At 63.3% G+C, this 15775-nt stretch carries 16 protein-coding genes; 5 read left to right on the top strand and 11 right to left on the bottom strand.

Features of this window, described 5'->3' with window-relative positions; genetic code table 11:
* The first annotated feature begins 2 nt into the window (after nt 1-2).
* On the top strand, nt 3-1034 hold the full coding sequence (locus tag DEM27_RS06155) for a peptidoglycan -binding protein (protein ID WP_109457322.1): 1032 nt from the start codon (nt 3-5) through the stop codon (nt 1032-1034).
* A gap of 8 nt (nt 1035-1042) precedes the next feature.
* Here DEM27_RS06155 and DEM27_RS06150 read toward each other — a convergent pair whose 3' ends face one another.
* Complete coding sequence (locus DEM27_RS06150; protein ID WP_109457321.1) at nt 1043-1639, bottom strand: hypothetical protein; 597 nt, start codon at nt 1637-1639, stop codon at nt 1043-1045.
* A gap of 24 nt (nt 1640-1663) precedes the next feature.
* The gene (locus DEM27_RS06145) at nt 1664-3469 is read right to left on the bottom strand and encodes an ABC transporter transmembrane domain-containing protein (RefSeq protein WP_109457320.1); all 1806 of its coding nucleotides are present in this window, start codon (nt 3467-3469) and stop codon (nt 1664-1666) included.
* A 191-nt stretch (nt 3470-3660) separates the two neighbouring features.
* Here DEM27_RS06145 and rpmE point away from each other — a divergent pair, with 191 nt between their 5' ends.
* Nucleotides 3661-3882, top strand: coding sequence for a 50S ribosomal protein L31 (gene rpmE, locus DEM27_RS06140; RefSeq protein ID WP_109457319.1), 222 nt, complete (start codon nt 3661-3663; stop codon nt 3880-3882).
* Nucleotides 3883-4099: 217 nt separating this feature from the next.
* Here the strand turns inward: rpmE and rcdA are convergent, their stop codons facing one another.
* From rcdA to DEM27_RS06125, 3 genes are all read right to left on the bottom strand, one after another.
* A complete protein-coding gene (gene rcdA / locus DEM27_RS06135) occupies nt 4100-4615 on the bottom strand; it encodes a protease adaptor protein RcdA (RefSeq protein ID WP_109457318.1) in 516 nt (171 codons plus the stop codon).
* A gap of 376 nt (nt 4616-4991) precedes the next feature.
* The gene (locus DEM27_RS06130; protein ID WP_109457317.1) at nt 4992-5183 is read right to left on the bottom strand and encodes a DUF1192 domain-containing protein; all 192 of its coding nucleotides are present in this window, start codon (nt 5181-5183) and stop codon (nt 4992-4994) included.
* Nucleotides 5180-6466 (bottom strand): MFS transporter, encoded by a 1287-nt coding sequence (locus tag DEM27_RS06125; RefSeq protein ID WP_109457316.1) that lies wholly within the window; start codon nt 6464-6466, stop codon nt 5180-5182. Before DEM27_RS06125 ends, DEM27_RS06130 begins: the two co-directional genes overlap by 4 nt.
* Before the next feature lie 109 nt (nt 6467-6575).
* Here DEM27_RS06125 and DEM27_RS33885 point away from each other — a divergent pair, with 109 nt between their 5' ends.
* Nucleotides 6576-6800, top strand: coding sequence for a hypothetical protein (locus tag DEM27_RS33885; protein WP_165823345.1), 225 nt, complete (start codon nt 6576-6578; stop codon nt 6798-6800).
* A gap of 35 nt (nt 6801-6835) precedes the next feature.
* Here the strand turns inward: DEM27_RS33885 and DEM27_RS06120 are convergent, their stop codons facing one another.
* The 3 genes from DEM27_RS06120 to DEM27_RS06110 all read right to left on the bottom strand — a co-directional run bounded on the left by DEM27_RS06120 (nt 6836) and on the right by DEM27_RS06110 (nt 11192).
* A complete protein-coding gene (locus DEM27_RS06120; RefSeq protein ID WP_109457315.1) occupies nt 6836-7753 on the bottom strand; it encodes a PhzF family phenazine biosynthesis protein in 918 nt (305 codons plus the stop codon).
* A gap of 293 nt (nt 7754-8046) precedes the next feature.
* The gene (locus DEM27_RS06115) at nt 8047-9249 is read right to left on the bottom strand and encodes a phosphoglycerate kinase (protein WP_109457314.1); all 1203 of its coding nucleotides are present in this window, start codon (nt 9247-9249) and stop codon (nt 8047-8049) included.
* 71 nt (nt 9250-9320) lie between these two features.
* Nucleotides 9321-11192: a potassium/proton antiporter gene (locus tag DEM27_RS06110; RefSeq protein ID WP_109457313.1), complete on the bottom strand. Its 1872-nt coding sequence runs from the start codon at nt 11190-11192 to the stop codon at nt 9321-9323.
* A gap of 398 nt (nt 11193-11590) precedes the next feature.
* On the opposite strand from DEM27_RS06110, the gene DEM27_RS06100 reads away from it, so the two are divergent.
* Nucleotides 11591-12592 carry an LLM class flavin-dependent oxidoreductase gene (locus tag DEM27_RS06100; RefSeq protein WP_109457311.1) on the top strand — a complete coding sequence of 334 codons (1002 nt, stop codon included), beginning with the start codon at nt 11591-11593 and terminating at the stop codon, nt 12590-12592.
* 60 nt (nt 12593-12652) lie between these two features.
* Here the strand turns inward: DEM27_RS06100 and DEM27_RS06095 are convergent, their stop codons facing one another.
* Nucleotides 12653-13399 carry a YebC/PmpR family DNA-binding transcriptional regulator gene (locus DEM27_RS06095; RefSeq protein WP_109457310.1) on the bottom strand — a complete coding sequence of 249 codons (747 nt, stop codon included), beginning with the start codon at nt 13397-13399 and terminating at the stop codon, nt 12653-12655.
* A gap of 159 nt (nt 13400-13558) precedes the next feature.
* Here DEM27_RS06095 and DEM27_RS06090 point away from each other — a divergent pair, with 159 nt between their 5' ends.
* Entirely contained in the window at nt 13559-14062 is a 504-nt protein-coding gene (locus tag DEM27_RS06090) for a pyridoxamine 5'-phosphate oxidase family protein (RefSeq protein ID WP_109457309.1), read from the top strand.
* A gap of 171 nt (nt 14063-14233) precedes the next feature.
* Here DEM27_RS06090 and DEM27_RS06085 read toward each other — a convergent pair whose 3' ends face one another.
* Both DEM27_RS06085 and DEM27_RS06080 read right to left on the bottom strand, forming a co-directional pair.
* The gene (locus DEM27_RS06085; RefSeq protein ID WP_109457308.1) at nt 14234-15058 is read right to left on the bottom strand and encodes a TIGR00282 family metallophosphoesterase; all 825 of its coding nucleotides are present in this window, start codon (nt 15056-15058) and stop codon (nt 14234-14236) included.
* Nucleotides 15059-15061: 3 nt separating this feature from the next.
* Nucleotides 15062-15649 carry a 5-formyltetrahydrofolate cyclo-ligase gene (locus DEM27_RS06080; RefSeq protein WP_109457307.1) on the bottom strand — a complete coding sequence of 196 codons (588 nt, stop codon included), beginning with the start codon at nt 15647-15649 and terminating at the stop codon, nt 15062-15064.
* Nucleotides 15650-15775: the final 126 nt, after the last annotated feature.

Below are 15775 nucleotides of genomic sequence, written 5' to 3'. Positions count from 1 at the left end.
CCATGGCGCTGGCGAAGAACAGCCGCCGCGACCGGCGGGTCGATTACTGGCCGGGCTTCGTCGATGCCCTGTCGACCCTGCTCCTGTCGATCATGTTCCTGCTGACGGTGTTCGTGCTGGCGCAGTTCATCCTCAGCCGCGAAATCTCCGGCAAGGACGAGGTGCTGAACCGGCTGAACAGCCAGATCAACGAGCTGACCCAGCTTCTGGCGCTGGAGCAGAGCGGCAAGCAGGATCTCGAAGATACGCTTGCCAACCTGCAATCCTCGCTGGCCTCGTCGGAAAGCGAACGCTCCCGGCTGCAGCAACTGCTCGATTCCGGCACCGGCACCGCCGACCTCGCCCAGCAGCGCATCGGCACCCTGAGGGGCGAATTGGATGCCGAAAAGCAGATCAGCGCCCGCGCGCTCAGCCAGGTCGACCTGCTCAACCAGCAGATCGCTGCCCTGCGAAGCCAGATCGCCGCCGTCGAGCAGGCGCTGCAGGCGTCCGAGGCGCGCGACCAGACCTCCCAGGCGAAGATCGCCGATCTCGGCCGCCGGTTGAACGTGGCGCTGGCGCAGCGCGTGCAGGAACTCAACCGTTATCGTTCGGACTTCTTCGGCCGCTTGCGCGAAATCCTTTCCGACCGCGAAAACATCCGTATCGTCGGCGACCGTTTCGTCTTCCAGTCGGAAGTGCTGTTCCCCTCCGGTGGCAACGAGCTCAATCCGGCAGGCCAGGTGGAGATGGACAAGCTGGCGACAGCGCTGCTCGATCTCGCCAAGGAAATCCCGCCGGAGATCAACTGGGTGCTGCGCGTCGACGGCCATACCGACAACGTGCCGCTGTCCGGTTCCGGCCGCTACGCCGATAACTGGGAACTGTCTTCGGCGCGTGCGACGTCGGTGGTGAAATTCCTGATTTCCAAGGGCGTGCCGGCCAACCGGCTGGTCGCCGCCGGCTTCGGCGAATTCCAGCCGATTGCCGAAGGCGATAGCCCGGAGGCGCGTGCGACCAATCGCCGTATCGAGCTGAAGCTCACCGAGCGGTAAGGCACGTTTCAGGCTTCAGCGACCAGGGTCGTATTGCTCATGACGCTGATGCCATACAGGCAATAATCGATCCTGAAAGAAGGGCTGTAACTGGCCTTGACGGTCTTCAGCAGGAAATCGAGTTTGACGGTGGCAACGTCCGTTTCGCACGACAGGCAGATCCATTTGTCGTAGTCGCGCCCGCTCATCCGGAAGTCCTGGATGGAGCCGATTGCACCGATGACGCCCTGTATCGTTGCGATGCCAGAAAGAGGCCGGCCGTTGAGGGCGATATCGAGTTCTCCCGGTTCGAACGGTATCTCCGGCAACGGGACGCCCTGTTCGGCGGCAAAAGCAGCCAGCACGTCAGCCGTCAAGTCATCGCCGGGACGATAACCGTAGTTGACGCCGTGGAGAACGCCATCCGCCGTAAACTGGAAATAGAAGTCGCCGATTTCACAGCCCGGCGGCAAATTGATCGCCGGCGGCTTCATCTTCATCTTCTGGCGGCGCAGGCGCAGCAAAAGGGCAACGTCGTCGATGCCGGAGCGGCCGATGGCCAGCGTGGGCTCGGTTCCTTGCGCAAAATTCCAGAAATCGAAGCGTGGTGTCTGTCTTGCCGGCACGTCACGCTCCGTTCCTGGTTCATCTCACTGGCTGACGAGGGCTGCCGTATCTTCGGCGCCTGCCTCGAACTGCAGCCGGGCAAGCCTGGCATACAAGCCGCCTGAATGAATGAGGCTCTGGTGCGTACCTTCCTCGACGATCAGCCCCTTGTCCATCACGAGAATGCGGTCGGCTTTCAGCACGGTCGCCAGGCGGTGGGCGATGACCAGCGTGGTGCGGTCCTGCATCAGGCCGTCGAGCGCTTTCTGCACCAGCGTCTCGCTTTCGGCATCGAGCGCAGAGGTGGCTTCGTCGAGCAGCAGGATCGGCGCGTTCTTGAGGATGGCGCGGGCAATGGCGATGCGCTGGCGCTGGCCGCCGGACAGCGTGATGCCGCGTTCGCCGACGACGGTGTCATAGCCGTGTTCCAGGCGCTGGATGAATTCGTCCGCCTGGGCGGCAATTGCGGCGGCACGCACCGCCTCGCGGCTGGCGCCCGGCGCCCCGAAGGCAATGTTTTCGTGGATGCTGGAGGCAAAGATCGTCACGTCCTGCGGCACGATGGCGATGCGGGCGCGGAGCGCGTCCGGATCGACGCTACGCGCATCGAGGCCATCGATCACCACGCTTCCCCGGGTGGGGTCATAAAAGCGCAGCAGCAGCGAGAAGACCGTGCTCTTGCCGGCACCCGAAGGGCCGACGATGGCCACCGTCTCGCCGGGCCGGATGCGGAAATCGATGCCGGCCAGCATCTCCTTCTCCGGCCTTGCCGGATAGGCGAAACGTACGCCGGCAAACTCGACGCTGCCGAGAGGCGGCTGGGGCAGGGGGAGCGGATTGGCGGGTGGGCGCACCGCAGAGACTTCCGCCAGCAGCTCCGTCAGGCGCTCGGTGGCGCCTGCCGCCTGCGAGAGTTCGCCCCACACCTCCGACAGCGCGCCGAGCGAACCTGCGGCGATGACCGAATAGAGCAGGAACTGCCCGAGCGTGCCGGCCGATAGCGTACCTGCCAGTACGCTCTGGGCGCCGTACCAGAGCACGCCGACGACGCTGCCGAAGATCAGCGAAATGGCGACGCCGGTCAGCAGCGCCCGCGACTTGATCGCGGCGCGGGCGGCGTCATAGGCGCTTTCAACGGCGGTGCCGTATCGCTGGTTGGCGGCGGTTTCGCCGTTGAAGGCCTGCACGGTGCGGGCCGCGCCGATCGCTTCGCCGGCGAAGGCGGAAGCGGCGGCGAGCGTATCCTGCGCGGCGCGGGAACGGCTGCGCACCGAACGGCCGAAGGCGACCAGCGGGAAGACGATCAGCGGGATGGCGCCGAGCGCCAGGCTGGAGAGTTTCGGACTGGTGACGATCATCATGCCGATGGCGCCGAGACAGAGGATCAGGTTGCGCAACGCCACGGAGGCGGTGGCGCCGACGGCCGACTTGATCTGCGTCGTGTCCGCCGTCAGCCGCGAGACGATCTCGCCGGACTGGTTGACGTCGAAGAAGGCGGGGGAGAGCGCCGTGACGTGGCTGAACACCTCGCGGCGCAGGTCGGCGACGATCCGCTCGCCGATGGTGATGACGTAATAGTAGCGCATGGCGCTGGCGATGGCGAGCACGACGGCCATGACCACCAGCATGCCGAAATAGCTGTTGATGAAATTCGTATCGGTATGATTAAAACCCTGGTCGACCATGCGGCGCACGGCGAGCGGCAGGACAAGCGTCGTTGCCGCCGCCAGCGTCAGGAAGAAAAGAGCGCCGGCGACCATGCCGCGATAACGCTTGAGATAGGGCAAAAGCCTGAAAAGCGGCGAGATGGATCTACGCTGTCTGTTGCCTGGCTGCTCGACTACCGCCACCTTAACTCCGATCTCCGCAAGCCCTGCATGTTTGGCCGGCGGGCACTTGTTATCCTTGCGGCCTTCATGTATAGGCACGGCATCGAATTGGGAAGCCGTAGCCTCAACGGACTGCGGCTTTGTTTATTCAATCGGTTCGGTTGCCGCAACGGATTGCGACAAATGGACCCTGTCATCTCAGGAAGATTGTTATGAAGGCGAATATCCATCCCGACTACCACACCATCAAGGTGGTCATGACTGACGGCACCGAATACGAAACCCGCTCCACCTGGGGCACGGAAGGCGCCGTAATGAACCTCGAAATCGACTCCAAGTCCCATCCGGCTTGGACGGGCGGCAACCAGCAGCTCATGGACCGCGGCGGTCGCGTTTCCAAGTTCAACAAGCGTTTCGGCGGCCTCGGCCTCTGATCGTTTGGCGATCGGCTCCTCCGCCTGCGGCGGGGATACAGTTTCAAGAAGCCCGGCTCGTCCGGGCTTCTTGCGTTTTCGGCCGCTATTCAGGTTTGGACGATCTCGCATCTGCGATCTGATCCCGGCGGTAAGCTGCGCGCAAGGCTGGCATGACAAAAAAGCCCCTGTGGGGACCACAGGGGCTGAAAATCGGTGCTGCGTTCTGTCAGGTGGCTCAGTTGGTGTTGAAAGCCGTCTTTAGCAGGTTGAGCTGCGCCTGGACGCTGTTTTCGTTGTCATGCGGCATCGGGTCTTCCGACGGGCGATAGATTTCGCGGTCGAGCAGGGCGACGCGGTTCTGCAGGCGAAGCGAGCGTTCGACCAGATCACGGAAGGATTCCGGCAGGTCCAGCCAGCCCGGAGCGTGGCGATCGACGTTGAAGCTGTCGAGGCGAACCTTGCTCTTTTCGGAGAGAACCTGGTCGCGGGTCATTTCGCCGTTGTTGACGGCGCGCTGCAGCAGCAGCCAGGATGCCATCTGCATCAGGCGGGTGGTGAGGCGCATCGACTCGGCTGCGTAGAGAACCGAAGCCATGCGCGGCAGAACCTTGGAGGCCGCACGGCCTTGCCCGTCGAGATAGCTTGCCGTTTCTTCGACCAGCGCCATGCCTTCCGCATACAGTGTCTTGAACTGCGAGGAGGATGCTGCCCGGCCGGCAAAGCTGATCGTGTTCAATCCAAGCTCTGACATTATTGTAATTCCCTGTTCAACGCATCACTTCGGTTACGTAATGCCGTAAGCAGCTAAAAGTTTCACTGCCTGCGCTTTCTCTGGCTATAAGATGGTATCAATAGCTGAAATGCGCAAGCCGTTTCTTAAGAAAGGGTTAATTCCCACAACTTTAGCAGTTCCGATGCAACAAAAAAAGAGCCGCGGGAAGCGGCTCTCAAGGTAAAACAGGGAGAAAATCAGACCAATTCGCCAAGCGGTGAAACTGTCTGAATCCAGAAGCTCTGGATAACCCCGATAATCGATCATGAAGCTTAATTTATGGTTAATTTCTGTCCATCATTAATACAAACTGTCGATAGACATGTCTTAATGTCACCACGACAGTCTTATTTCACTATTTTCTAAAAAGATCTTCGGCGGCACGCCTGCCCGCGGATTTGCGGCCGATCTCCTCTTTAAGGCGGCTGATCTCGGCATTCAGGAGATCGATACGCCCCTGCAGTTCATCGGTGGAGAGCAGCGAAATGTCGCAGCCGATCTCATGCTTCACCGGTTTTTTCGGGCCTTCGTCGTCGAAGAGACTCATATGGCGGCTCCCGGATAGCGGTCTTCGGCAGATTCGCCCTCTTCCGGAAGCGGTGCGGCGCGCGGGCTGAGCGTCAGGCTTTCCGGCGTGGTGAGCGGGCTGGTCGAGACGGTGGTGAAGGTTTCGCGGTCGCCGGCGGGCACGGCTGCGCGCACCCGGCTGCGCAGGATGGCATAGGTGCTGATCAGCACATGCGCCACCGCCGTGACGCCGAACAGGGCGTAGGGGCCGAAGGCCGACATGATCGGGCCGCCGAGCGTCGGGCCGATGATCGTGCCGATGCCGTAGAGCAGCAGCAGCCCGCCGGATACCTTGACGAAATCCTCGGGGGCGGCGAAGTCGTTGGCGTGGGCGACGGCGATCGGATAAAGCGCGTTGGCCGTGGCGCCGTAGATGCCCACCAGGATCATCAGCCACATGACGTCGGCGGGCGCGGCAATGACGAAGAGCAGGCCGGAGACGGCGGCGACGGCGGCGAGTGCCGCCAGCACGTAGCGGCGGTCGACGCGATCGGAGGCGCGGCCGGCCGGCAGTTGCATCAGCGCGCCGGCGAAGATCGCCACGCTCATCATCAGCGCGATCGTGCTCTGCGAAAAGCCGGCTCCCGCGCCGAACACGGCGCCGAGCGTGCCGAAGGCGCCGTTGGCGATACCGACGAGGAGAATGCCGACGAAGGAGACCGGCGAATTGCGGAACAGCCCGCGAAGATCGAGTCGCACCGCCGTCAGCGGTTGCGGCGAGGCGGCGGTCGACAGCGTCGTCGGCAGCATCGCCACGCAGTAGAAGATGCCGCAGACCATGAACAGGATCGGCGTCATGACATCCGCCAGCGGGATGGTCATCTGGCCGCCGACCGAGCCGATCAGGGTGATGCCGATATAGAGCGAAAAGATCATGCCGCGCGACTTGTTGGTGGCGCGCTCGTTCAGCCAGCTTTCGATGATCATCGAGGTGCCGGCCGTCGAAAAGCCGGTGACGGCGCGCAGCGCGATCCACCACATATCGTCGACGACGATGCCCGTCACCAGGGCATTGATCGCCAGCAGCGAAATGAAGCTCGAAAAGGCACGCACGTGACCCACCCGGCGCACCACGTTCGGCGCCAGCAGGCAGCCGAGCACGAAGCCGGTGGCCCAGGAGGTGCCGAGCAGGCCGAGCACCGTGGTCGAATAACCTTCGCTTGCGCCACGCACGGGCAACAGCAGGCTGTGCAGGCCGTTTCCGAGGAAGAGAAACAGCGTGCCGAACAGCAGCGCGAGGATGGGGAGAAGGTTGCGGGTCATGTTCACAATGTCTGTTATCTCTGCTTAAAAAAGCAATAAGATTCACGCGTGACAAGCGGGGCAGGCCCGCAGTTGCCAGTGGGTGATTTTGCCGGTAACGGCTTGATCAATGTGCGATGTGGCCGGGAATAATGACGCCGGTATGGCACCCGCTGATCACAAGGGGAAGACCGTGTCGAAAATCATCACCGTCCTGCTGGTTCTCGCCATGGCATTGCATATCTTCAAACCCCTCGGCCTGCCGGGATTGCGGCGACGGCGGGATTTCTGGAAGATTGCGATCATCGCTTTCGCGGTGTGGACGGCCGCCTTGCTGCTGCGCGAGGCGGGCTGAGTCCAGGCCCCGCGCATCGCAATGCTTCCGGCCGATCAGCAGGTGATGCTGCCGCGCATGACCTCGACGCTCTGCCCGCTGATGCGGACATCGGTGACCGTGCCGGCCCGCTTGGTGACGGCAAGGCCGATCAGGCTTCGGCGGCCCATCTCGACGCCCTGTTCGATGGTCATGGAAATTTCGGCATCGCTGCCGGGGGCAAGCGTGGCGAGATAGGCGCCGAGGGCTGCCGAGGCGCTTCCGGTCGCCGGGTCTTCCATGACGGTGTCGAGCGGGGCGAACATGCGCGCCCGGATGTGCCAGGGATCGGCCGGCATGCGGGTATAAAGGAAGAGGGAGAAGTCGGTTTCCGCTTGCCGGTGGCGCTCGGCGGCGTCGTGGAAAGCCGATACATTGGGTTTTGCCGTGGCAAGCGCGTCCAGTCCGTCGAGCTCCGCCACGACGAAGGGCAGGCCGACCGACACGAAGACCGGGGCATGGGCGGCGGCGGTGATGCTGCCTGCGTCGATGGAGGCGCAGCGCGCCACCAGCTCGGCGGCGACGGTGTCCCCGATCGTCAGCGGCCGCGGGGCGCGGATCTCGGCGCCGGTGACGATGCCCTGGTCTCGCAGCAGCTTGACCGTGACCAGGCCGGCCTTTTCCTCGAAGCGCAGCGTATCGCCGAGCGGTCGGCCGAACAGCGTGCCCATCCGGCCGAGCACGAAGGCGGTGCCGACATTGGGATGGCCGGCAAAGGGGATTTCCATCGTCGGCGTGAAGATGCGCACCCTTGCCGTGTTCGCCGGATCCTCCGGCGGCAGCACGAAGGTGATTTCCGAATAATTGAATTCCCGGGCGATCCGTTGCATCGTTTCGTCACCGATGCCGCGCGCATCGGCAAAGACCGCAAGCGGGTTGCCGGCGAAACGGGTGTCGGTGAAGACGTCCAGGGTGACGAAATCGGCAGTGGTCATCGATGGCTCCGGAAAGATTTGGGCGGGATCGATGTCTAGCCGGCCACCGGCGGTTCCGGAATCCGAAAACTTGTGCCGGTGACAAGATGGGCGTGGAACGGATGTTCAGCGCAGATGACCGCGCCGCCCGTCGCCCGGAACCTGCATGCGGCGCAGTTTGCCGGGCCGCTCCCGCCCGACAGGAAAACGCGGCCGGCACGGTGCGCTCCGCCACCGAGCCCTGCATTGCTTCTGGGGCAATATCGTGTGACTTGGCCGGCGAAACATGGTTCCGCCGGCCGGTTTTTCATATCTCAGGCGTTCTTTTCCAGAACCGCGACGCCCGGCAGTTCCTTGCCTTCCATCCATTCGAGGAAGGCGCCGCCGGCCGTCGAGATGTAGGTGAAGTCTTCGGCCACGCCGGCATGGTTGAGGGCCGAAACCGTATCGCCGCCGCCGGCGACGGAGATCAGCTTGCCTTCCTTCGTGCGCTCGGCGGCGTGCTTTGCGGCGGCAACGGTGGCTTTGTCGAACGGTTCGATCTCGAAGGCGCCGAGCGGGCCGTTCCAGACCAGCGTGTGCGCCTTGGAAATCCAGTCGTTGACAGCCGCGACCGACTTCGGACCGACGTCGAGCACCATGGCGTCGGAGGGGATGGCATTGATATCCACCACCTCGTTGGCCGCACCCGCCTTGAATTCGCGGGCGACGACGCCGTCTTCCGGCAGAACGATGGCGCAGCCGGCCGAGGCCGCTTCGATCATGATCTGCTTGGCGGTGGCGGCGAGGTCGTGTTCGCACAACGACTTGCCGACATCGGTGCCGCGGGCGGCGATGAAGGTGTTGGCCATGCCGCCGCCGATGACCAGCGCATCGACCTTCTTGACCAGGTTCATCAGGAGGTCGATCTTGGTGGAAACCTTGGCGCCGCCGACGATGGCGACCACCGGCCGGGCCGGCTGGCCGAGACCCTTCTCCAGCGCTTCCAGTTCTGCCTGCATGGTACGGCCGGCATAGGCGGGGAGGTGATGCGCCAGGCCCTCGGTGGAGGCATGGGCACGGTGTGCGGCGGAGAAGGCGTCGTTGACGTAGATGTCGCCGTTTTCGGCCAGCGCCTTGGTGAAGGCCGGGTCGTTCTTCTCCTCGCCCTTGTGGAAACGGGTGTTTTCGAGCAGCAGGATATCGCCGTCCTTCATCCGGCCGACCGCTTCGGCCGCTGCCGGGCCGATGCAATCGCTGGCGCTGGCGACTTTATGGCCCAGCACCTGCTCGACGGCCGGGGCGATCAGCGACAGCGACAGGTCGGGCGAGGGGCCGTCCTTCGGGCGGCCGAAATGGGCGAGCAATATCACCTTGGCGCCTTTTTTCGACAGTTCGAGAATGGTCGGCGCGACGCGTTCGATGCGGGTAGCATCGGTGACCTTGCCGTCGGAAACGGGGACATTGAGGTCGACGCGCACGAGCACGCGCTTGCCCGAAATATCGGAAAGATCATCAAGAGTTTTGAAAGCCGGCATGTCGAAAGTCCATCTCTGGTTCTGGTGTTGCGACCGGACCATACACTCGCTGAGGCCGGACGCAAGGCGGATCAGCGGTCATTTTCCTCGCCCGCTCCGGCCGGTTCCGAGGCGGGACCAACGGCCGGGTGGATGGCCTCGCGGACCTTGCGGCGCTTCCTGCGCAGATAGTCGCGCAGGCGGTGGGCGATCTCGCGCAGGTTGATGAAGATCGGCAGGCTGGTGGCCGGCTCCAGCGGTTCGAGCGATATACCGACCGACTTGACGTGTTCCTGTTCGTCGAAATCACGGACGATCAGGATGATCGAGCCGAGGCGGACACGATCGGCATATTCCGGCCGGGTGCCGAGCCGCATGGAGACCAGTTCGGCGATCGTCACGTCTTTTTCGCTGTCGTAGAGAAGGCCGGGGCCGTAGGCGGAATCCAGTTCGCGCGCCGGGCGGCTGGCGGAGATCGAGAAGGCGCCGAAGAACTCGGCGTCGTCGGCGTCGACGGGCGCGCGGCTGGCGAACAGCCGGTCGAGCAGGTGGGTGTAGGTCGGCGCCACGAACATGTAGACCTGGTCGTTTTCACGCAGGCGGCCGGCATACTGGTAGCGCATCGACCGGCCGTCGCGGATGACCAGCGACGGCACCGCCCACCGCGGGATGCGCTCGCCGCGCATCACCGGGCTGTCCTTGATGACACGGTAGGACAGCAGTTCGTGGTTGGCGGCGCCGGGAAGATCGAGTTCCAGCTTGTCGATGGCGCCCATGCGCGGCGGGATGATGAGGCCGAGCCTGCGGGCCACCGGCTTGATTGTCCAGCCCTGCAGCAGCAGCGAGACGAGCACGATGATGAAGACGGTGTTGAAATAGATCTGGCCGTTCTCCAACCCGCCGAGGATCGGCAGGATGGCGAGAAGGATGGAGACCGCGCCGCGCAGACCGACCCAGGCGATGAACGAATTTTCCTGCTGGGTGAAATCGAAGGGTAAGAGGCACAGCCAGACGGCCAGCGGCCTGGCGACGAAGATCAGGAAGAAGGCGAGCGCCAGGGCCGGCAGGATGATCGCCGGAAATTGCGACGGCGTGGCCAGCAGGCCGAGCACCAGGAACATGATGATCTGCGCCAGCCAGGTCAGCCCGTCCTGGAAGCGGCGGATGCTTGCCGCCGACTGGATGCGCTTGTTGCCGGCGAAGATGCCGGCGACGTAGACGGCGAGGAAGCCGCTGCCGCCCACGGCGCCGGTGAAGGAAAACACCAGCAGCGCCAGCGCCAGCACGAAGATCGGCGCCAGGCCGCGATCCTTGGCGAAGCGGTTGATGACGGTGACGATCATCATGCCGCCGGCGAGGCCGAGCGCCAGGCCGATGCCCATTTCCTCGATGAACAGCAGCAGCATGGAGAGGCCGATATCCTCGCTGCTGCTGGCGGAAAGCACGCTGACCATGGCCATGGTCAGAAAGATCGCCATGGGGTCGTTGCTGCCGGATTCGACCTCCAGCGTCGAGCGTACCCGCTCGCGGATGTTGATGCCGCCGATGCGCAGCAGGAAGAAGACTGCCGCCGCATCCGTCGAGGCGACGATGGAGCCGAGCAGCATGCCCTGCAGGAAGGTGAAGCGGAGGAAAACCATCGCCGCCAGCGCAAACAGTCCGGCCGTCAGCACGACGCCGAGCAAGGCAAGCGTCAGCGCCGGCGCCGCGGCGATCCGTAGCGAATGCAGCGAGGTGCCGAAGCCGGAATCGAACAGGATGATGGCGAGCGCCACGGACCCCAGCATGTAGGCGAGCGAATTGTTGCTGAATTCGATGCCGAGCCCGTCGACGCCGGCAAGCACGCCGATCATCAGGAACAGGAAGAGCAGGGGCGCGCCGAAGCGATAGGCGAGAAGGCTTGAAAAGGCGGCGAGGAGAACGAGCGCCGTTCCGATGAGGATTGCGATGTAAAAGCCGTCCAATGTGCCCCCTTTGCTGCGCGATCATGCCTTGTGCCGTCGCCGCCGTCCATCGGAAAACGATAGTTCACGGCAAGAACATTCACGTCCTGCATCCCATGGCAAAACAGATGTGCGCAGCGGGTCCGCCGGCCAAGCGCCGGCGTCCGATCTTTCTGCCATGACGATGCTGAATGCTGCCCGGACGGGCGGCGCGGATTGTCGGATGGTCGGCGCAAAATGTGCTGGCCAAATCGGGCGGGAACGGGGCGGGACGGCCACCGGCCATGACATTTTCATGATTTTTATGCCGGTGGCAAAAAGTGGCGAAATCGTGTCTGGGGCTTTGGAATAATCAGTTTGCCTTCCTACATAGGGACGAACCTTCCGCGCGCCGCGCATCCATTCGACAGGGAATTTTCATGGCCGGCTTTTCCATCCTCGACCTTTCGCCCGTTTCCGAGGGCAGCAATCTCACGCAGGCGTTCGAGAGTTCGCGGCGCATGGCGAAGCGGGCGGAGGAATGCGGCTACAAGCGCTTCTGGCTCGCCGAGCATCACGGCATGCCGGGCATCGCCAGTGCCGCGACATCGCTGGTCATCGCCCATGTCGGCGCCGCAACCTCGACGATCCGCATCGGCTCGGGCGGCATCATGCTGCCGAACCATTCGCCGCTGGTGATTGCCGAGCAGTTCGGCACGTTGGCAGCTCTCTATCCCGGCCGCGTCGATCTCGGCCTCGGACGTGCGCCCGGCACCGACATGCGCACGGCGCAGGCGCTACGGCGCAACCTCGATGCCGGCGCCAGCAGCTTTCCCAACGACATCCTCGAACTCAAGCAACTGATGGGGCCGATGTCGGACAGTCAGCCTATCATCGCCATTCCCGGTGCCAACTCCAACGTGCCGATCTGGCTGCTCGGCTCCAGCATGTACAGCGCCCATCTCGCCGCCATGCTCGGCCTTCCCTATGCCTTCGCCTCGCATTTCGCCCCGGATCTGCTGATGGAGGCGATCACGCTTTACCGAGATCGCTTCACGCCCTCGGAAGAACTCGACCGGCCCTATGTCATGGCCGGCGTCATGGGGGTTGCGGCGGAGACGGACGAGGAAGCCGCCTATCACTTCACCTCGGCGCAGCAGCAATTCGTCAACCTGCGCCGCAACGTCCGCGGCCAGTTCCCGCGTCCGCTGAAGAGCATGGACGGCTTCTGGTCGGAGATGGAAAAGATCAATGTCGAGCACACGCTGCGTTATGCGGTGGTCGGTTCGAAAGAAACGGCAGTAGAAAAGCTCGGCAACTTCATCCGCGAGACGCAGGCCGACGAGATCATCATCTCAATGCCGATCCACGATATCGAGGCGCGCCTGCGCTCGGTGGACATCTTCGCCGACGTGCGCGAGACGCTGGCCGCGCAGGCCTGAGACGGAAAAGGCCCCGCTTCATCTCCTGAAACGGGGCCTTTATGGCGGTTTGCCGGCAGGTCAGGCCGAAAGCTTGGCCAGGACTTCGTCGGACACTTCGAAATTGGTATAGACGTTCTGCACGTCGTCGTCGTCGTCGAGCGAATCGACGAGCTTCATCAGCGACTGCGCCTTTTCTTCATCGACCGGCACGGTGTTCTGCGGCTTCCAGACGGCCTTGACGGTCTCGGCTTCGCCGAGGGTGGCTTCCAGCGCCTTGGAGACTTCGCCGATATCCTCGAAGCCGCAGGTGATGGTGTGGCCGTCCTCGTCGGTTTCCACATCCTCGGCGCCGGCCTCGATGGCGGCGTCCATCACCTTGTCGGCACCGCCGACGGACAGCTTGTAGGCAATTTCGCCGACGCGGGTGAAGGAGAAGGATACCGAGCCGGTTTCACCCAGTGCGCCACCGGCCTTGGTGAAGATCGAGCGGACGTTGGAGGCGGTGCGGTTGCGGTTGTCGGTCAGGGCCTCGACGATGACGGCGACGCCGCCCGGGCCGTAACCCTCGTAACGGACTTCGTCGTAGTTTTCGCCGTCGGCGCCCGACGCCTTCTTGATGGCGCGCTCGATGTTGTCCTTCGGCATCGACTGCGCCTTGGCGTTCTGGATCGCCAGGCGCAGGCGGGCGTTCATCGACGGGTCGGGCAGACCTGCCTTGGCCGCCACGGTGATTTCGCGTGCGAGCTTGGAGAACATTTTCGACCGCACGGAATCCTGTTTTCCCTTGCGGTGCATGATGTTTTTAAACTGTGAATGGCCAGCCATGGCACCCCTGATCACGTCTTATGTTTGGAATGGCGCCTTATAGGAGCGAAACAGCCCGCATTCAAGGAAAAACCGACCATCCTCGGCTCCCGCCGGCGGTGGAACAAATGTGGCGGCTCTCTCGTTTGGACTGCTCACCGCACAGGGAAAGGAACAGCGATGGCAAGTTTCAAGGATGCGCGCGAGGCGCCGGCCAAGCAGCTCTGGGATGAGATCGACGGTATCCATGCCGGGATGCTGGGCGTGGAAAACTCCGGCCTGCTGATGCAGCCGATGGCGCCGCAGACGGATCGAAAGACCAATACCATCTGGTTCTTCACCAAGACGGACGCGGAACTGGTCAAGGCGATCAAGCCCGGTTCGCGGGCGCATTTCTGCGTCGTCGGCAAGGATCACGATTACCACGCCTGCATCGCCGGCCAGATCGAAGTGCGCAAGGATGCGGCCAAGATCGACGAGTTCTGGAATTCCGTGGTTGCTGCATGGTATGAAGACGGCAAGAACGATCCCAATCTCACCATGCTGGCCCTGCATATCGACGACGCGGAAGTCTGGGCGTCGACCGACAGCACCCTGAAATTCGGCTGGGAAATCGCCAAGGCCAATCTCAACGAACACAAGACTCCCGACGTCGGCGTCAACGTCCACCTTCGCTTTGCCTGAAGCCGTCTCTCGTCTCGGGCCTTTATGCCCCGCCGCTCCTCCCCGGCGGGGCATATTGTCGTGCGCCGTTTCGGCAGGCCCGCAAGAGCAAGCGTTTATAGATGCCAGTTCCTTAACCGGCCTTGCCGGAAAAGATGCGGCAAGGCCGGGCTGTCGCAGCGGAAATGCCTTCTAGCGCCAGAAGTCCGGAATGGTTTCGGCCAGCCGCGGGCCGAGGCGCAGCGGCGCGATCTTTTCGGCCAGCCCGGTGCTGTCGGAGATCTCGACGCCGACGCCGCAGATGGTGGCCGGGCCGGAGGCGGCCTCGAAGCGGCCTTTCGGCATCTTGGAAATGAAGCGGTTGAGCGGTTCTTCCTTGTCCATGCCGAGCGAACTGTCGTAATCGCCGCACATGCCGGCGTCGGACATGTAGGCGGTGCCGCCGTTGAGGATCTGGTGATCGGCGGTCGGCACATGCGTGTGCGTGCCGACGACGAAGCTGGCGCGGCCGTCGACGAAGTGGCCAAAGCATTGTTTTTCGCTGGTGGCCTCGGCGTGGAAGTCGAAGACGATGGCGTCGGCCTGCTCCTTGAGCGGGCAGGCGGCCAGGATCGTTTCGGCCGACTTGAAAGGATCGTCGAGTTCCGGATGCATGAACACCCGGCCCATGATGTTGGCAACGAGGATGCGGGCGCCGTTGCGTCCGTAGAACAGGCCGGAGCCGCGTCCGGGGGTGCCGGCCGGATAGTTGGCGGGCCGCAGAAACTGGTCGTGGCGCGTCGCGAAGATCACCGCGTCCTTCTGGTCCCAGACATGGTTGCCGGTGGTCACCACGTCGGCGCCGGCATTGATCGTTTCCAGGAAGATGTCCTCGGTGATGCCGAAACCGCCAGCGGCATTCTCGCCGTTGACGATGACGAAATCCAGCTTGAGGTCGGAAACCAGTCCCGGCAGCCGGTCCCAGACCGCCGTCCGTCCGGTCTTGCCGACCATGTCGCCGAGGAAGAGTAGTCGCATTCTTTATCCGATCCGCCTGGTAAAACGCCTGTAGCCGCTCTCGGTGAGCATGGCATTCAAGCCCACGTCATGTGGCTCCGCCGGCACAGATGCCACTTCTTGGCAGTCGAACGCAATGCCGACCAGTTGCGGGTCCATGTCTTTTTTGTGAAGGCGGTCGATGGCGCGGTCGTAATAGCCCGCACCGTAGCCGATGCGGTGGCCGGTCCTGTCGAAGGCGGACAGCGGCATCAGCAATATATCGGGATCGACCTCCGGTGCTTCGGGGCCGGGACCGGACGTGCCGAAACCGGTACTGACCAGCGGCGCATCGACGAACAACTCGCGGAAGACGATGGTCTGCCTGTCGATGACGACCGGCAGGCAGAGGCGGGCGCCGCGCTCGCGCAGGCGCGCCATCAGCGGCCGCAGGTCCGGCTCCGAGCGGATCGGGAAAAAGCCCGAGATCACCGCGCCGGGCGTAAAATGCAACGTTTCCTCGGCATGGGCAGCCATCGCCAGGCTCTTCTCGATGCGGTCATGGGCAGGGATTGCCTCGCGTAGCTTCAGGCGTTCGGCGCGGATGGCGGCCTTCTGTTCCTGCGGTGTCATTGCGGCATTCTCCTTCGTCCTTCGAACGGCGGAGACTACCGCCGGCCGCCGTTTCTGCAAATGGCCGGATGCGACATCCTGGGTAGCGGAAAGGGGAAGGGTTAAAAACACCAAGGCAAATTATTG

Origin of the sequence: Rhizobium album, from assembly GCF_003122325.1 — a bacterium.
Classification (GTDB): domain Bacteria; phylum Pseudomonadota; class Alphaproteobacteria; order Rhizobiales; family Rhizobiaceae; genus Metarhizobium; species Metarhizobium album.
The sequence above is the reverse complement of the archived record's forward strand: the minus strand, read 5'-3'. Positions and strand labels throughout refer to the sequence as shown.